The organism is Chryseobacterium sp. CFS15 (genome assembly GCF_031118795.1).
Taxonomy (GTDB): Bacteria; Bacteroidota; Bacteroidia; order Flavobacteriales; family Weeksellaceae; genus Chryseobacterium; species Chryseobacterium indoltheticum.
This window is the reverse complement of record NZ_JAVHYL010000001.1, coordinates 86,146-102,623: the sequence shown is the minus strand read 5'-3', so window position 1 is coordinate 102,623 and position 16,478 is coordinate 86,146. Positions and strand designations below refer to the sequence as shown.

The following is a 16,478-nucleotide window of genomic DNA, read 5'->3' as shown; positions in this document are numbered from 1 at the left end:
TTATATGAACTTCAAATACCTCTCTTAAATGGAATTTGAATCATTTATGTTATACTCAAAATTTAAATTAATTGAACCAGCAGTAGTCGAGGAAGGGCTTATTGCTCCTTCGAATAACTTTATAAAAATTGATCCGTTTATACCCATTGTTACAATCCATTTCCTTCCATTTTCAATTGCCATTAATTGATTTGAGTTTGAAATTAATTGACATCCATCCGCTATTTCTCCGATGAAAAATCCCTGCAATGGAAGACTACTATTAAAGCTGTTAAGTCCATTTAGTGATATAGGAATATTTATTTGTACTTTAACTTTTATATCCGATAATCTTTCTATTGTTGATGTAACATCATTTATGTCATTCTCTGGATTAAATGAACAAAATGCTGGAGAATCACAGACTCCATACATATTAGCAGCATTTTGTCCATTTAGATTAATTTCATTTTGCGCCTGATAATCTGCGTCAGCTTGGCTATTAAGTGACATATACTTATTAGCAGGAACTATGTAATTATAAGTACTTCCATAAGCATCATATCCACAATTGTTTCTTACAAAACCCTCGCTTTTTGCAGTATTAAAATACTTGACTGGAGTATAGTGGTAGCTATAATCCTTTACGATCTTCCCATTAATGTCAACAATTTTTTCCAATTTATTGATAGGATTATATTTATAAGATTCTCTAATGCCTGACGGAGGGGTAACACTTGTCATCCCTATTAGTGGATCGTAAGTATAAGTTGTGACTTGATAATGTGAAAGATTTGAATCTTTTCTTAAAGAATCTAAACTTTTAATTAATTTTTGTTCTGTATCACTATCAACATCTGCATCCGAATTATTAATAATATTTGTAACCAAACTCTGAACCTGAGCATATGTTGCTCCCACAATTTTTGCAATGGGTTGAGTCTTTTTATATCCCCAAATAATGGAAGTTGAAATACCATCTTTTGTGGTATACTGCTGTAAATTCCCTTTTGAATCGTATTGATCGTACTTTATATCATCAATAACTTCAGCCTGAGTATAATTATTTGCACTAAAACTTGAAGTTAATAAAGAAATTCTTTTTTTGTCATTACGTAAAATATCACTTGACGAGCTATTCTTTATATATATATTTTCTGTCAACGACGATTTTCCCAAATCATTAGTATAGACAGATACAACGGGTAAATTAATATTGTTTAGAAACATTTCTTTGTAAATTGTAAATTTTTGTCCCACAAGTTCAGAATCGGAAGGACAGTTTCCTGTAATACACGAAGGATTACCCCGTAAAATGTCTCCTGGAAAATAAAATTTAGAGATATTAATTCTTCCAAATGCTTCTTCTTTTTCTTCTATGGGCATCGAATGCCAATATTGATATGCTGTGTTATATTTAAAATGTTTTACATTTTCAACTATACTACTTAGATTATCACCTCTTTTTTCCCATGTGCGTATCGATTGTGGCAAATAAGGAAGAACAGGTTGATATTGATAAGAGTTATTTTTAATTGGAACGTAAAATCGATCATCTGAAATTTTACATGATGTACAGTTGTTGTTTACTTGATTTATGGGCCAAACATTATTTAGGAAATTGGTAAACTTTGTTTCCTGCCAGTAAACCAGAGTATTGTCTTTATCATATTTTTCTAGCTTATATAACTTACCGCGTTCTTTGTTTTTAAGAATTCTAAATAATGTATTTGATGTACCAAGTGATGTATTAGAAGAAATAGACTTTGTAGCTATTGAATCTGGATTTGTGAGAAGATCAGTAAAATAGTATACTTCCTTTCCTTTACCTTCGACTTCTTCAGTTACTGTACTATATCTTATATTATCATTGTACCTTCCTAAAAAAGATATACTAGTATTAGAGTTTGATGAAAAGTTATAACTAGAACTTCCAGAAGGTTCAGGAATTGGGGCAATTCCTGAATTTGTTCCATCATTATTTTTGTAATAATAATTTTTTCGATAATTTTCACTACCATTACTTGCATTAATTGCCTTCACTCTAAATCCATCTCCATTAAGATTCACATTACTAACAAAATATTGTTCTTGGTTATTTGTTACAGAGTGTCCTACTATTTTTGAAATTCTATTTTGTTCATAAAAGAACTCTTTAGTACCTTTAGTTGGATATACCACAGACTTAAGAAGTCCACCAATACTTGTTTGAGGTTGAGGTCCAAAGTCAGTGTAATAGGTGAATGCAAATTGATCTTGATTATTTGAAAATGATTCTAAATATGTTGAATTATTAAGAGTCAAATAATTAAAATTAATTTGATTTATGTTTTTATTGAATGCTTTAAGTGTTATGTTAGTAAGAAATGGTTTAGTCAGTGAGTTGGTAGCATGAGTGTAAGTGTAATATGCACTTCCATAATCTGAGAACTGTATCGAGTCTAAAACAGCCATTTTTTGATAAATGGTGACATCAGTTATTTTTTCGATAAGAATACCATTAGCAAATCCTGTCTGACCGTGTGAATCAAACTCTTTAGCTTCGTCCACACCTAAAAAAATATTATTATTCATAAGATCAGTTTTGGATGGTATACCATTTGGGTAATCAGCATTATAATAGATTCCACCATTCATGAATGGATCCATAATTGTCCTATTAGACTGTTTGTAGAAAGCTTCAATAATTCTTCCATTAGACAGCACAACTTTCTTCAGAGAGAATGATGAAATATATGTAGTATGAGTGTTTGTGTAGAAATTTGTTGGGTTAATCGCACCATACATATTACTCGTAAATTTAGTTTTCCCATAGTACATATCAACACTATTGTAATCTCCTCCAAAATAGAATTTGTTACCTTTATCATCCTTTATGACAATTTGGGGTATATTTGTTATATTCCCGTATAAATTAAAACACTTTTCACCGTAATATTCGGCTTGAAGATTCCCATTTTCACAGTTAATTAAAAATTTTCCGGCATTATCAAATATCATGTAACCTGTATATCCAAAGAAATCAAAATAAAAAGTGTTGGGATTATAACCTTTAGTAAAACTTGTTGGATTATTCAATAAGTGATATTTGGAATAACTTGATATGTCAGTTGTTATACAGCTTTCTTTAGGCATACCTACACCTATACTTGCATGATGAGGATCGTTATAACCTTCATGTACACCATTTAGAGGTGAAAAAGGTGGTAAAAACTGATTTTGTTCTGAATAAGAAATTATAATCTTACCAAAAGTATTAATATCCCAATTTGTTCCAGTTAAAGATGGTTCACCCTTTATTATTTCTTGTTGATAACTAAGATTTGAATTAAATTGAGTTTCTCCTAGGTCAATAGAAAATAATGGAATAGCAATATCTACTTTACCAGTGTTATAATTATTTGAAACATTTATTTTTTTTGTAATGTTATAATCTTCATTTATTTTTCCTTGTGCCCTAATTAAAGTAGTGGCAATTACAAATGTTAATAGTATTAATTTACTCTTCATCATTTTTATTTCTTAATCAATTTAGCATTAGCAGTTTTCTCAGTATCCGTTTTCACAACAATCAAATACGCTCCCTGAATCAGGTTTTGTGTATTAATCTTTGTTATTTTATTTTTGGTTTTCAAACTTTGAAGTTGTCTTCCTCCCATGTCATACAATGTGATATCTGATTCTTTAAATTCAAATCCTATTTCTACATAACAATAATCTGAAACAGGATTAGGATAGATCTTTATATTTTGTTTTTCTATCAACTGGTCAATCTGGCTGTCACCAAGTTTTACGATCTTCCAGTTCTCTTTACCTAATTCTTCGGCGCTTGTTCCAGCCAGTACGATAGAACCATCCTTATTCATCTTAAGATCAGAAAGTCTTTCTTCTTTTTTTCTCGATTCACCTTTTACGTGTTTTCGCCATTGTTCGTTGCCTTCATTGTCGATATACAGCATCCAAAAGGTCTCATCATCTGCTTCAATTCTTCCTTCTGCCTGAATATAACCTCCCAATAAAACTCCTTTAGAATTTCTACCATCACCTGTGCTGACCACATTCATTCCCATTAAAATGTCGCGGTTCTTAAAGTTGTACGATCTCTGCCACTGCTCTTCTCCTTTTGTGTTTAAAGAAATCAGCCAGACATCAGTTCCTTCTTCAATTCCAACCGTTTTATTTCCTGACTTTTCAGATCTCGATTCTCCACCAATAATATATCCAGAAGAAGTAAAAGCCATGGTTCTCAAATGGTCATCACCTTTACCTCCAAAATTCTTTTCCCATTCTACTTTATTGTCTTTGCTGAGTTTGATTACCCAGTAATCGCCCTCACCGAAATTTCCCGTAGATTTATAATAAATTTGAGACTTAAGAGAATTGATATTGACATCTTTATTTTTTACCTGCGCACTCGATTGCACGTATGTAAAAGAGTTACTTCTCGAATAAATTCCTAATAAAGCTCCCCCGTCCGGGGTTGGTATCATCTTTTCTACTTCATCTAAACCTCTTCCGCCTAAAACTAATTCTGAAAGTACCTTCCCGTTCTTATCAAGTCTTGTTACGGTTACATCTTTCGAGCCGAATCCCTTGGCTTCATTCTGAACATTTCCGGCGACCATAAAACCAAGATCAGCGGTCTGAATCACAGACCTTGCTTCTTCATCCTGTGATGTTCCTAATGTTTTTTGCCACAATTCATCTCCGAATTCATTGATTCTGATCAGCCAGATGTCCGATCCTCCCTTCGAAGCGTCTTTTTTATCTAGACCCATTCCGGAATGCGACGTTCCTGCCAGAAGAAATCCTCCTTCCTGTGTCGCAACCGTTGCCGATAAAAAGTCGTGATTCTGCCCTGAAAAATACTTTTCCCAGACTTCTTCTCCCTGTTGATTGAGTTTAACCAAATGGAAATCGTAGCCGTTGTTTTGTTTTGAAGCTGCTGCTGTTTTACCTGCTGTCTGAATACTGCTACCTGTGATAAGATATTGTTGATCGACAGTTGTAGTAACTTGAGAAAGAAAATCCTGAGTAGAGGATTTAATATCTTTCTGCCATACCACATCCTGAGAATACAATACAGAGGTTGTGCATATCAAAAGTGCACTCATGTAGAGTTTTTTCATAATTTGGAGTTTTTGATTATTATTTTTTTTGCGAATTTAACTTTTTTTAACTTCATATATAATCTCTTTAATGAGAATTAATGTGATTGTTATCATATTAATGTGATAAAAGTAATTCATAAAAGCGACAAAACTTGACGTATTAAATTATTGTAATCTTATCAGAAGAATTTTAATGACATATTAGTTCAAGAAAATTAATAATTTAAAAACGGTGATAAAAAGAGAAATCATTTATACCAAAACAAAAAGCAAAGTAAACTGTGTCAATTATTCATTTGGTCTGCATATTCCGGATGAGAAAAACGGTTATGCTTTTGCTTTGAGTTTATTTGAAAATAATACTATAGAATTATATTTCTTTCATGGAAAAAATAATGGTGTTTTGTCAGACAAGTTTTACGCGGATATAAGCAAAAAACAGGATATACAATCTATTACGCTGTCAAAAATGTTCAGACTTGCTGTCAACACGATTGCATATATGAAATGTTTTCCTGAATGTGTAAAAGACGGTGTACCAAAAATTTCATTTCCAAGAGGTGAAGACAGATCAGATAATAATGTAAATTTTCAAAATTTCTGATACTGTTTGTGATGAAAGCAAAACTCAAATTTCAAAAATTCCACATTTCAGAAAGGGATATTTCAGATTATTGAAGTCTGATTATTTTACACATAAAAAGGACAGCTGATTTATATTACAGAAACCATGGTCAAAGGAAAAGCTAAAACTGTTTCAAAAGCAGATAACATCGAAAAATTCAAGTAGTAATTAATCTCAAAAAATGATCTTTACACAAAAGTAAAGAAAGAGGTTAAAAACTATAATGGAGAGAGATAATCGGTATTATAGTTAATCAACCAATTGACAAATTTAATCACTTAGAAGATGTTGCAAGATATGGCCATATGGCTTGGTACTTAAGAAGCGGAATGGAATTAATCATCGTTCATAACTCGGAAATCTTATGTTTTGTGGTAATGGCGATGATAGACTTTTATCAACTACTTTAGTTCTCATTAAAGCTTTTTTATTAAAGTGTCTTGAAATATTCTGTGTTAAATCTTTGAAATTATCGGTTCCATTTTCTTTTTCGTGATAAAAAACTTTAATTGATTTACAGTTATTATGCTCAAAAACTGTATTTAACATGGTTCTATCTGATAGCCCACAAGAATGACCCATGATAAATACCTGGAAATCTCCGCTCTCTACCCATTGAAGTAATTTCCGATAGTTTGAATTTGATAAATACATAAATGATTTTATATTTTCGAGATATTGATTATCATTTACTTTCTCTAAAACATTATAATTGTCATCCATTTCATCTCCAAAACCAAAGTTTATTTGATTTTTAATATCATGTAATCTGCCATGAATCTGGATATGGGATGATTTCCCCCAATATCTTTCATCCTTCTGATTTAAAATGTTGATGTAGTTTGATATTGTTGGAGTATAATTAAAATCTAAAAAAAGATTTTCAAATGAAGATGGGTCTTTCGATTGAAGCCTTAGACCTCGATCAAAATCAATTAAGTTTCTACGATAATCTGGAGGAAATTCTAAAAAATATTTATCATAATTGTTTCCACTAAGATTTCTATGAGTTTGTTCAAACAGATCGCAAATATCCATCATATTAGAGTATTCTAAATTGAATTGATAAGCGTTTTCTACATGTTCAGTAAGATAATATTCTAAAAGATTTTTTACTTCATTGAATTCTTCATTAAGGCGTTTTACATTCTCAATATATTTATATTTTGAATCACCATTCAGAAGAGAAACTAAAACATCGTAATAAGTATTTTCAATATCAACCCAATTTTCTGCATTCAAAACGGTTATTAGTTCAAAAAACCTATTATTATAATCAAAATAAGTTTGAGGATCAGCACCACCGTAGCGATGGTAAGCAATAATTTTGAAAGTTTTTGTATTGTGAAACGTATTTTCAATTACATAATCAAAATTTATATTATTACTTCTATCATTCAGAATTTGAGGAACTTTGTTGTAGAAGTCATTGTAGTTTTCAAATCGCATAGAAAAGCCTGTTCTAACAACGTTTATTGGATGTTTTAAAATAAAAAGATTTTTTATTAATGGTATCTTTTCCATGTTATGAAAATTCTTCCAAATAAAATCAACAAAAGATCTATAGGAAGTAGGTAGTTTATGAGCAAGGTCAAATCCATTTCCAATAATCACTAATCTGTTCATAAATTAAAAGTTTTCCAAATGTAATAAAAGTGAAAACAATAATCTACGATAATTAATGATTTAAGTTTGCTGAAACTTAAAACTAAAAAGGTAAATAATCTCAAAAAACGATTATATTACTATCTTGGATTTATTAAATTGCTGAATGTTTGGTGTGTTATATAAACTAATAAAATCTGAAAAATGTCTTTGATGTTAGCTAAACTACCCACAGTAAATTTTGTAATTTTGGAAAATGATAGAAAAAACGCAAGAATTCAATCAAGATCTTTACAGCTCCATTGCAAAAATTATTGTTGATGCAAAAGACCAGGTTTATAGAAACAGTAATACTATATTACTCAAGATGTATTGGGAAATTGGACAGCTTATTATTGAGGATGAACAAAATGGTGAATTGCTTGCAAAGTATGGTAAATCCGTTTTGAAAAATCTTGCGAATCATCTATCATTGGAATTTGGAAAAGGATTTAACGAGAGAAATCTTAATAATATGCGGGCTTTTTTCATCGCATTTCCAATTTGGAACGCAGTGCGTACCGAATTGAGCTGGACTCACTACAGAATTATAATGAAAAACTCAATTTTACCCCTTCTCCAATGAAAATTCAAATATCCCCGATATTTTTAGCATTCTTATTTACCGACCCATCATTATAAACCTTCTCCCCTGCCCTCAACTCATTCATCTGCCATTACAAAGATACTTCTGCTTTTTTAAGCAGGAAAATTAGTGTACATAGAAATCTATTCATTTACAGGCGTATTTAGGTATTTCAATGTCAAGTCTGCTGTTGAAAATATTAAGATTCCACTTATTTTACGCCTAACCCTCGACTATACTTCAATAATCAAAACTGCCGACAAAAATTGCCGATAGTTTTCTTGAAAGTATATAGTAAAAATTAGTAACCTTCGTTCTGTACCAAATATCCGGGTACACTAGACGCTCCGTCAATAGCAGATTGAGGGATTGGGAACAGTCTTTTTCTAGGATCTGTATTTGTTTTTGAAGTGTAGATGTCTTCATAATGACCAAATCTGATCATGTCTGTTCTTCCCGAATATTCCCAGTAAAATTCAAAACCTCTTTCGCGATAAAGTAAATCAAGATTGATTGAAGGTAAAGCTTTACTGAAGGTCTGGCTGTTCTTGAAGCTCTTACGAAATTTACATCTGCTAAAGCTGCTCCTGCATTTCCTCTGTTTCTTCCAGTATCGGAAGTTCTGCTGAATTGAAGTTGGAAAAAGATCATTCTCAGCTGATTTCCCGATTAAAACTTCATCAGATAGCCTCTTATCTGGCTGTTACTCCTACTCAGCTCAGCAGAATCAGAGCCGAACTTTAAAGTATAGCCTGTCTACAATATTGACGACTACACAAATACAATTTAATTGTGTCAAGGAAACTGAAAATTATTTCACCACTTCTGTGTGCTTGGAGCCCCAACTTTCCAGCTGACCACAAATAGGAATGAGTTCATTGGCTATTTCAGCCATTTCATAATCAACCCGTGGAGGTACTTCGCCATAAACGGAACGTCTGAATTTTAAGATAAACAATACGTATGAAAAAATAAAAAATAAGCTAATTAAAAAAAATAAGAATATCAAATTTCTTTTGTAAGAGTATTTTATTATATATTTATTTTAATAAAAAAGTTGAATAGTGGAAAGTACAGGTAATATTATTTATTTCTGTGAAACAAAGGATTATTTACAAAAGATTACTGATATATTAAATAAAAATGTAGATAGTGACTTTATCATTATATGCAGTACATCAAAAAAAAATAATGATATCTCACTGAATACATATATAAATAACTGTATCAGTAAGGCTCAAGAAAAAAGTGCAGATATACTTTTAGGAGGGGTACAAAATTTTCATAAGATATTGCAGATTGATGAAAATCTATTTTGTATTGAAAAGTTTCATGGATTCAATTTCATAATTTTATTTAACAAAATATTCTATAAAATCATTAAGAATAAACATCTCACAAACGTTAATCTTGAGGATTTTATATCTGAAATTGCAGAAAATATTTTTGTCATGCACCCTTTTATTAATTTAGAACAAAGCTCCTCTGATGTCGATCATTATGAGCGGTCTAATATTATTATTGAAGACCTTAAACAGATTCGTAAATTTTATCGATCATGAATGAACAGTTTGAAGATATTATTATTCCCACTTATATTATTAATCTTAAAAAAAGAGAAGATCGTTTGACAAGCGTTTTAAAAGAATTTGATGGGAAAGATGAATTTGATATTCATATCATTGAAGCTTGTGAGCATAAAAATGGAAATGTAGGACTATGGGAAAGTATTGTAAAGATTATCAAGCTAGCGCAAACTAATGAAGATGATGTTATCTTATTAATAGAAGATGATCATGTTTTTACCGAAACCTACTCTAAGGAATATTTCATTTCAAATATAATAGATGCCCATGCTAATGGAGCAGATCTTTTACTAGGTGGAATCGGAGGTGGTTTTAACTATGTGGTTCCAATTACCGAAAACAGATTCTGGATTAATCATTTTTGGTGTACCCAGTTTGTAATCATCTATCAAAAATTTTATAATGAAATATTAAATGTGAAATTTGGCGATGAAGATGGGGCAGATAATGTTTTGTCAGAACTTACATTAAATAAAATGGTGATGTATCCATTTATATCTGTTCAAAAAGGATTTGGATATTCTGACATCCAAAATCTGAATAATAATGAGGATGACATTGAAACATGTTTTAAAAATGCAGATAAAGAATTAGCATTTTACCATCGAAAATACCTTGAGTTCATTAAAAAACGTAGCATCTAAATATCTATACCTACAATTATAGCCTCATTTTGCAAGTTTAGAAAAGAGTAAACATTTTTCGACCGAGGTTTGCTTAAAATATGATATAATTTCCATACTGGGAGATTATCAATCAAACTATAAATCACTGAGTATCTTTGCAGAAATTGCTAATAGAGTAAATACGATTGTGTTTAGGGAATCGTTCGGATATTTTTAAACAGTTTTTTGCGTGACAAAGTTCATAATAAAGGTTAACAAATCATAAATAATAGTTAATCTATCTGAAAAATTTTAACTGCTTTTTATAATAGACAATTATGGTTACAGCATTAACTGTTGTAGCTCCAGCAAGAACATATAATATTGTATTTAATATTTTTAGGACAATCTAGAAAATTAGACTGTTAACAATCGTTAAAAGTCTTTTTTAATTCACTCATTATTGTCATATTTAAAAACCAATTATGGTATAACTAACAAACAAAATTTATTATGGAAAAAAAGCTAAAAAAAATGAGCTTTGCTGTAGCAAAAAACGAATTATCTAGAAAAGAATTGAAAGGTATTATGGCAGGTAGTGGAGGTACACTATGCATTCTTACAAATCCATCTTGCCCATCAGGAAAACACAGATTTGTAGGTGGTCCTGGTAACGGTTTTGCTTGTTGCTAATTTTAGTCTTTAAAAAATGACTTATAATGTTATTGGTCTATATATAATATAAATTCTATAGACTGATAACATTTATTTTTTTAATTCATAATGGAAAAATAATGACAATTCCTATCTTAAAACTTAAAGTTCTTTTACCAATACTTTTAACATTTTCGTTTGTTTTACTATCATCACAAAGTAAATTTTTAATTGAAGGAACATCAGAATTTTATAACAATAAAGAACTTTCCATTTATCCAATACAGTTAAATGCTAAGGATACCGCTTCAGCCAAACTTAAATTGGTTAATAATAAAGTAAAAGTTGTAGATAACAAGTTTTTGATTAACGGTATAATTGATGATTTCCCACACCCTCTTGAGATTAGCTACTATGACAAAGAAGAAAATAGAGTGTATTTCGCTACATTTTTTGTTGATAATAGTGCTAACAACTATAAAATATCTGTTAATGACTTGATCAAAGACAAGCGTATAGATCTTCATAGCAAGTCACAAGAAGAGTTTAATCTTATTGTTAGGCAACTGGATGACCAGGGTATAGAACTCCTCCCTTTTGACAGTGATAATTTGATGAAAAAAAATCATTTTTTAAGTAAATACATTAAACAAAATCCAAATTCATATGTAGCCTTATGGATGATTATTTCAGATTACCGATATATCGGATTTAATGAGGGGCTGTCTGAAAATTTGACATTTTTTGGGAATAAAATCAAAAAATCAAAGCTTTATGAAGATCTAATTCTTACTATCAAGAGAGATAAAAAATTTACAATGGGAAATGACTTTCCAGCGCTGACCATTGACAAAACACAACTTCAAAAAGGTTATGGAAAAAAATACACTCTGATAGATTTTTGGTTTTCTTATTGTGCCCCATGTCTGAAAGATTTACCCGCATACAAAAGCATTTACAATCAATATAATCAAAGCGGATTTGAATATATCGGTATATCAACAGACCGCAGTCAGGATATTCAAAACTGGAAAAAAGTAATTAAAAATTACGACTTAAAATGGCTAAATGTCTTGGATGAAAATGGTGTAGAAGCGCTAAGTCTTAACATAACCAGATTTCCTACCAACTTTTTACTTGATTCACAGGGCAAAATCATTGCAAAAGATATTTCACCTGATGAGCTAAAAAGCGTACTGGATCAAAAATAAAGGAAGGATTTAATTAATTTCCTGATAGATTTAATCAGATTTAGATTTTTTCTCAACATGTAACAGGATCAAGTTAAAGGTTTTTCATAGCTTAATCCAACACTTTCATATCGATCATCTTCGATATGACATAGCATAATGAATAGAATATGAAAGCATACGATAAAATTATACTCATAACATGCTGGTATGGCGAATATCCTTGGTATTTACCATACTATCTGCATTCTTGCAGTTATAATTCAAGCATAGACTTTGTAATAATTACGGACAATACTGATGAAGTTCCTAATCTTCCAGAAAATGTGAAGATTATTTTAAAAAGCCTGCCCGATATAATCTCTGCGACATCGGAAAAGCTGAACTTTAACATTAATATAGATTATCCGTATAAACTCTGCGACTTCAAGCCCGCTTATGGATTTATGTTTCCTGAATTAATAAAAGGCTATGATTTCTGGGGACATTGTGATTTAGATATTATCTATGGTGATATCAGATCTTTTTTCACCGGTGAAATACTTGAAAATTACGATTATTTAAGTGTACGACATGATTATACGACAGGATGTTTTGGGCTTTATAGGAATATAGACTTAATGAATAATTACTTTCAAAAGAGTAAAGATTATAAAAAAGTTTTTTCTGAATCAAAACACTATTGTTTCGATGAATGTAGCTTCGCTTGGGACTATTTAGTGGATGGCTCTTCTATTTTCGATGTAGAAACTGAGATAGAAAGTTTCACGCATCTAATGAAGCTGGCTGAATTAGAAAAAACAGTGAGAACTTATTTTGATTTTATTTTAATGGAAGGATTTGAAGGGCATCTTAAATTTGAGAAAGGAAAGATTATATATAGAAATAAGTATGAGGCAGTGATGTATCACCTTTTTTGGTTAAAAAAGAAATTTAATCCTCCAGCATGGCCAAAAAAAATTCCTAACACTTACTATATAAGTTCAACTAGAATATATTTTAAATAAAAGAGATTAATTATAATTGTTCTTTTTGTTAAAATTTCCAAAGTATTCATTTCGTAAAACAAATATAATAGATCCTAAAATTTCATGACCAATTGCGTCAAATTAATTGGTCGTAAAATACACTACATACTTTTCAACCAGTGTGCCAGCGTTTTATATTGCTGACAACAGATCGGCCTCACTGTACAATTTAGGTGGTTGTATTGCCTTTTCGTGTAGAGTTGTTTTTGATATTTTAAACTCATCACCGATCTTAAAATCAGGAAGTTCAATGAGCATTTCCTCGAAGTTATGGCTAGTGTAAGTGCTATTATTATTTTAATCTGAAAATGATGCTTTTGATACCCCGCCAGCCTTTAGTCACTATTTTTGATCCCATGATCCTCAATTCATAATGATGTACTTTGACCGTTACAAGTTTGACCTTTTAGAAAAGTGTTAATAGTTATTCCGGTATTGGATGACCACAAAAAACATCCAACTTCATCTTTCGAAATTTGAATAAATAGTGACCTTTTTGTTTGTATGACTAAAATATTCTTTTTTGAAATCAGTAAACTGCATATTTTTAATGGATTTGGTTAGAGGCAAAATATACCAAATACCGTACTAGTGACCATTACTCGTTTTATCTATTTCCATTAAAAGATCTTTGAGATTTATGGGTCGCTATAATTAAATTGTATCAAGATCAGTGTTTCTATTCTACAATTTTACTATAAGTCTCAATTTTTTAAAAAGTAATATCTAAGCTTAAATCAGATAGTTTCACATTTTTTGCCTTCCAACTAACTATTTAAAATCTGCTCAGCTAAAGAAAAGAATGTGATAATCGAGATTATCTAAATAAAAATTAATTAAGCGATATTTGTAAACAAAATTATTTATTTAAAAATATCGCTAATTTTCTAAAGAAATCAATATCTTTTTTTTAATTCTTTTGTTAATATTTGTTTTTTCAACAATATCTAAATCTTAACAAAATTTTCAACTTCATTAAATCTCACTTCAATTGCTTGATCTATAAATTTTTTACTTTTTTAAGTTAATTTTGCCATTGAAATTCTAAAAAAAGCAACTAAAGAAATACATCGTGATCATTTTGAAAGTTGTTAAAAAAATAAGAGCTATTGTAAATAGATCAATTACAAAAGCTAATAGAAATAATTATTAAAAAAAATGATAAAAATTTTAAAGATTAGTCAGATTGTAGAATTTAATAATTTCTTTTTTGGTTTCATCCTCTGTCCATGAATTTAAGTTACCTGTATAAGGATCATAACTACATTTAAGGGGTTTAGAAAAATCAAAATTATTTTCATCTATATTTGTTCTTTCGGTATAAACTCTACAATCTGTACAGATATACCTAAACTCACAATCTTTGCATACTTCAATAGAATCTTTAGTAATATTCCAATATTTTTTAAAGTCAGGAGCTTGAGTAATTTCGTGTAAGTTTTTGTCATTTATTTTACCAAATGATTTTGACATAGAGGGACAATTTTTAATATCTCCGTTAGAATCAATTGAAAGTTTACAATTTAAACATGAATTATAAGTCATTGATTCAAAAATTAAATTTCTTGTTACAAAACTTATATTATTATCTACTACTCCACAATCTTTTTCATTTAATACTTTTTTCTCATAAACATTAATTTTTTCACTATCAAATTTTTGAAATTTATTAAGAGTGTATATATTAATAGCACTTATAATAGAGCTTTTTGCTAAAGTATCTATTATTTTTTTGTGTAAGCTTAACAAAGATTGATTGTTTACCGAAATATTAATCTGCATACTTTTTAGTCGATTAACTCGATTCTCCTCACTTAATAAAGAAATAAATTCACCTGTATATTGTAGATATTTTAAATCAAAAACCCTGATTTCTAATGCCTGTACTCCAAGTATTCCTATTTCAAAAGAAAATTTATCCATTTGTATTTCATAGTTTCCAATATCTATAACCATATTGGTTATTTGAAAAGGAGTTTCCCAATTTGTGCTTAATTTCGGAAAAAGGGATTCTTCTTTTGAAGAAACCTCAAAAATTAATTCATTTTTAGTTAAAAACTCAATGTACTCATCTATGACCCTAATATCATCAGGATATTCATTGTAGAGTTTATTAACATCAATAAAATCTTCGGATATTATGTCATATAAATCATTAGGAATGAAATAGTAATTTACTCTACTTGGATCAAGTAGAAGTGATCTGCGATAACCTTTTACAGGAATCAGAGATGGAAACAACTGATAATATTTTTTCAAAATTTTGTAATATTTTTGTAAAAACCATAATTAATTGAAATTCCTGAATTATTAAACAAACTGCCTTTTACATGTCTATGTCCATCATTTGGACTTAATTCGGAGTTTTTCATAAATATTTTTTTAGGATCTTTTAGAATAAACGGTACTAAATTTTTCTTTGTTAACTTTTTGAATGAGTCCATTATATCATTTTTAGTTTTACTGTTTCATTTACGAGGAAAGAAGCTACCTTTTTTTCTAAATTATAATTGCAAGGGTATGATACCATTCCAAATTGACCAATAGGATTAACTTCTAAAAAATAATATTGATCATTTTGGTCTAAAATAAAATCTACTGATCCTGTCTTTAAAGATAAATCTTTCATTAATTTTTTTAGACTATTCTCAATAGTTGTTGGTAGCTGATATGGAATCCTTCTATTAGGCTTAAAAAAATCGTACTTTCTAAAATCAACAGCAGTCTTTTTATTATTGGATGAAAATATTGCCATAGAGTAAAAATCATCTCCTAAGACAAAAGTTCTTATCTCTATTTTCTTGTCTACCTTCAATTGAAAAAGGGAAGGGATAAATTGTCCATCAATGTTTTCAACTTCTTGTGTATGTGACATATATGTACCCTTATTTTTATCATCATCATAGTATGAAACTTCAGCTATAGGCTTTGTAATTAATGATTTTTGTTTTAATAGATTTTTGATAGGAGTACTCTCATTCGAAATATATGTTTCAGGTATTAAAAGACCATTTTTTTTAGCTTTTCTTAAAACATCAATTTTATCAATTGCTAAAATATTTTTATAGTAATCAAACCACTCTATATGAGGATAAAAATCAAATATAGATTTTAAAAAAATATTTATTTCTGAAGAAATGAATCTAGAAAGAGATTCTGCGTTCTTGCTTAAACTATCTTTTTTTAAATCAAAGAAAGATGATTTGAAAGTAAATCTTCTGCACCAACCAACCCTAATTTTTGACAGGTCGATTATTTCTTGTCTTCTTTTATCAAAAATATGTAAAGTGTTATTTTCTAGATTTGAAAAAACAGAATATAATTTAGGATTGTATAACTCTTCAATATTTAATCTAATAAAATTGGCTTTTAAATGATATAACCAATCGCAAATTTCGTCAGTTGTTTCTTCGAAATGGAACTGAGAAATTATCAATATTTCGTAACTCATCTGTACAAGGGATAATTAA

The 16,478-nt window shown here is 29.7% G+C and carries 15 protein-coding genes; 7 read left to right on the top strand and 8 right to left on the bottom strand.

The window, feature by feature from the left end:
- Positions 1–24: 24 nt before the first annotated feature.
- Together OH814_RS00505 and OH814_RS00500 are read right to left on the bottom strand one after the other, a co-directional pair.
- Positions 25–3,489 (bottom strand): DUF5977 domain-containing protein, encoded by a 3,465-nt coding sequence (locus tag OH814_RS00505; RefSeq protein ID WP_308826716.1) that lies wholly within the window; start codon positions 3,487–3,489, stop codon positions 25–27.
- A gap of 5 nt (positions 3,490–3,494) precedes the next feature.
- Complete coding sequence (locus tag OH814_RS00500; protein WP_308826715.1) at positions 3,495–5,108, bottom strand: T9SS type A sorting domain-containing protein; 1,614 nt, start codon at positions 5,106–5,108, stop codon at positions 3,495–3,497.
- A gap of 214 nt (positions 5,109–5,322) precedes the next feature.
- Between OH814_RS00500 and OH814_RS00495 the strand changes: the two genes are divergently transcribed.
- On the top strand, positions 5,323–5,694 hold the full coding sequence (locus OH814_RS00495) for a hypothetical protein (protein WP_308826714.1): 372 nt from the start codon (positions 5,323–5,325) through the stop codon (positions 5,692–5,694).
- A 360-nt stretch (positions 5,695–6,054) separates the two neighbouring features.
- Here the strand turns inward: OH814_RS00495 and OH814_RS00490 are convergent, their stop codons facing one another.
- A complete protein-coding gene (locus OH814_RS00490; protein WP_308826713.1) occupies positions 6,055–7,341 on the bottom strand; it encodes an AbiH family protein in 1,287 nt (428 codons plus the stop codon).
- 235 nt (positions 7,342–7,576) lie between these two features.
- On the opposite strand from OH814_RS00490, the gene OH814_RS00485 reads away from it, so the two are divergent.
- The gene (locus OH814_RS00485; RefSeq protein WP_308826712.1) at positions 7,577–7,945 is read left to right on the top strand and encodes a DUF1016 N-terminal domain-containing protein; all 369 of its coding nucleotides are present in this window, start codon (positions 7,577–7,579) and stop codon (positions 7,943–7,945) included.
- Between the two features lie 301 nt (positions 7,946–8,246).
- On the opposite strand, the gene OH814_RS00480 is transcribed toward OH814_RS00485, so the two are convergent.
- The 3 genes from OH814_RS00480 to OH814_RS00470 all read right to left on the bottom strand — a co-directional run bounded on the left by OH814_RS00480 (position 8,247) and on the right by OH814_RS00470 (position 8,903).
- Positions 8,247–8,390 carry a hypothetical protein gene (locus tag OH814_RS00480; RefSeq protein WP_308826711.1) on the bottom strand — a complete coding sequence of 48 codons (144 nt, stop codon included), beginning with the start codon at positions 8,388–8,390 and terminating at the stop codon, positions 8,247–8,249.
- Positions 8,387–8,596 (bottom strand): hypothetical protein, encoded by a 210-nt coding sequence (locus tag OH814_RS00475; RefSeq protein ID WP_308826710.1) that lies wholly within the window; start codon positions 8,594–8,596, stop codon positions 8,387–8,389. Before OH814_RS00475 ends, OH814_RS00480 begins: the two co-directional genes overlap by 4 nt.
- 160 nt (positions 8,597–8,756) lie before the next feature.
- Positions 8,757–8,903: a winged helix-turn-helix transcriptional regulator gene (locus OH814_RS00470; RefSeq protein ID WP_308827002.1), complete on the bottom strand. Its 147-nt coding sequence runs from the start codon at positions 8,901–8,903 to the stop codon at positions 8,757–8,759.
- Between the two features lie 106 nt (positions 8,904–9,009).
- On the opposite strand from OH814_RS00470, the gene OH814_RS00465 reads away from it, so the two are divergent.
- The 5 genes from OH814_RS00465 to OH814_RS00445 all read left to right on the top strand — a co-directional run bounded on the left by OH814_RS00465 (position 9,010) and on the right by OH814_RS00445 (position 12,987).
- A complete protein-coding gene (locus OH814_RS00465; protein ID WP_201134396.1) occupies positions 9,010–9,507 on the top strand; it encodes a hypothetical protein in 498 nt (165 codons plus the stop codon).
- Positions 9,504–10,175 (top strand): glycosyl transferase, encoded by a 672-nt coding sequence (locus OH814_RS00460; protein ID WP_201134397.1) that lies wholly within the window; start codon positions 9,504–9,506, stop codon positions 10,173–10,175. Before OH814_RS00465 ends, OH814_RS00460 begins: the two co-directional genes overlap by 4 nt.
- 495 nt (positions 10,176–10,670) lie before the next feature.
- Positions 10,671–10,829 carry a hypothetical protein gene (locus OH814_RS00455; protein ID WP_308826709.1) on the top strand — a complete coding sequence of 53 codons (159 nt, stop codon included), beginning with the start codon at positions 10,671–10,673 and terminating at the stop codon, positions 10,827–10,829.
- Positions 10,830–10,930: 101 nt separating this feature from the next.
- On the top strand, positions 10,931–12,001 hold the full coding sequence (locus OH814_RS00450) for a TlpA disulfide reductase family protein (protein ID WP_308826708.1): 1,071 nt from the start codon (positions 10,931–10,933) through the stop codon (positions 11,999–12,001).
- Positions 12,002–12,150: 149 nt separating this feature from the next.
- On the top strand, positions 12,151–12,987 hold the full coding sequence (locus tag OH814_RS00445; RefSeq protein WP_201134400.1) for a DUF6625 family protein: 837 nt from the start codon (positions 12,151–12,153) through the stop codon (positions 12,985–12,987).
- Positions 12,988–14,178: 1,191 nt separating this feature from the next.
- Here OH814_RS00445 and gwsS read toward each other — a convergent pair.
- Together gwsS and gwsG are read right to left on the bottom strand one after the other, a co-directional pair.
- The gene (gene gwsS / locus OH814_RS00440) at positions 14,179–15,267 is read right to left on the bottom strand and encodes a grasp-with-spasm system SPASM domain peptide maturase (RefSeq protein ID WP_308826707.1); all 1,089 of its coding nucleotides are present in this window, start codon (positions 15,265–15,267) and stop codon (positions 14,179–14,181) included.
- Positions 15,268–15,451: 184 nt separating this feature from the next.
- Complete coding sequence (gene gwsG / locus OH814_RS00435) at positions 15,452–16,459, bottom strand: grasp-with-spasm system ATP-grasp peptide maturase (RefSeq protein ID WP_308826706.1); 1,008 nt, start codon at positions 16,457–16,459, stop codon at positions 15,452–15,454.
- Between the last annotated feature and the right edge of the window lie 19 nt (positions 16,460–16,478).

What these genes read in the sequence shown, in the direction of transcription:
- OH814_RS00505 (WP_308826716.1), bottom strand. Translation starts at nt 3,489, where the DNA reads ATGAAGAGTAAATTAATACTATTAACATTTGTAATTGCCACTACTTTA.
- OH814_RS00500 (WP_308826715.1), bottom strand. Translation starts at nt 5,108, where the DNA reads ATGAAAAAACTCTACATGAGTGCACTTTTGATATGCACAACCTCTGTA.
- OH814_RS00490 (WP_308826713.1), bottom strand. Translation starts at nt 7,341, where the DNA reads ATGAACAGATTAGTGATTATTGGAAATGGATTTGACCTTGCTCATAAA.
- OH814_RS00485 (WP_308826712.1), top strand. Translation starts at nt 7,577, where the DNA reads ATGATAGAAAAAACGCAAGAATTCAATCAAGATCTTTACAGCTCCATT.
- OH814_RS00480 (WP_308826711.1), bottom strand. Translation starts at nt 8,390, where the DNA reads ATGATCAGATTTGGTCATTATGAAGACATCTACACTTCAAAAACAAAT.
- OH814_RS00475 (WP_308826710.1), bottom strand. Translation starts at nt 8,596, where the DNA reads ATGATCTTTTTCCAACTTCAATTCAGCAGAACTTCCGATACTGGAAGA.
- OH814_RS00460 (WP_201134397.1), top strand. Translation starts at nt 9,504, where the DNA reads ATGAATGAACAGTTTGAAGATATTATTATTCCCACTTATATTATTAAT.
- OH814_RS00455 (WP_308826709.1), top strand. Translation starts at nt 10,671, where the DNA reads ATGAGCTTTGCTGTAGCAAAAAACGAATTATCTAGAAAAGAATTGAAA.
- OH814_RS00450 (WP_308826708.1), top strand. Translation starts at nt 10,931, where the DNA reads ATGACAATTCCTATCTTAAAACTTAAAGTTCTTTTACCAATACTTTTA.
- OH814_RS00445 (WP_201134400.1), top strand. Translation starts at nt 12,151, where the DNA reads ATGAAAGCATACGATAAAATTATACTCATAACATGCTGGTATGGCGAA.
- gwsG (WP_308826706.1), bottom strand. Translation starts at nt 16,459, where the DNA reads ATGAGTTACGAAATATTGATAATTTCTCAGTTCCATTTCGAAGAAACA.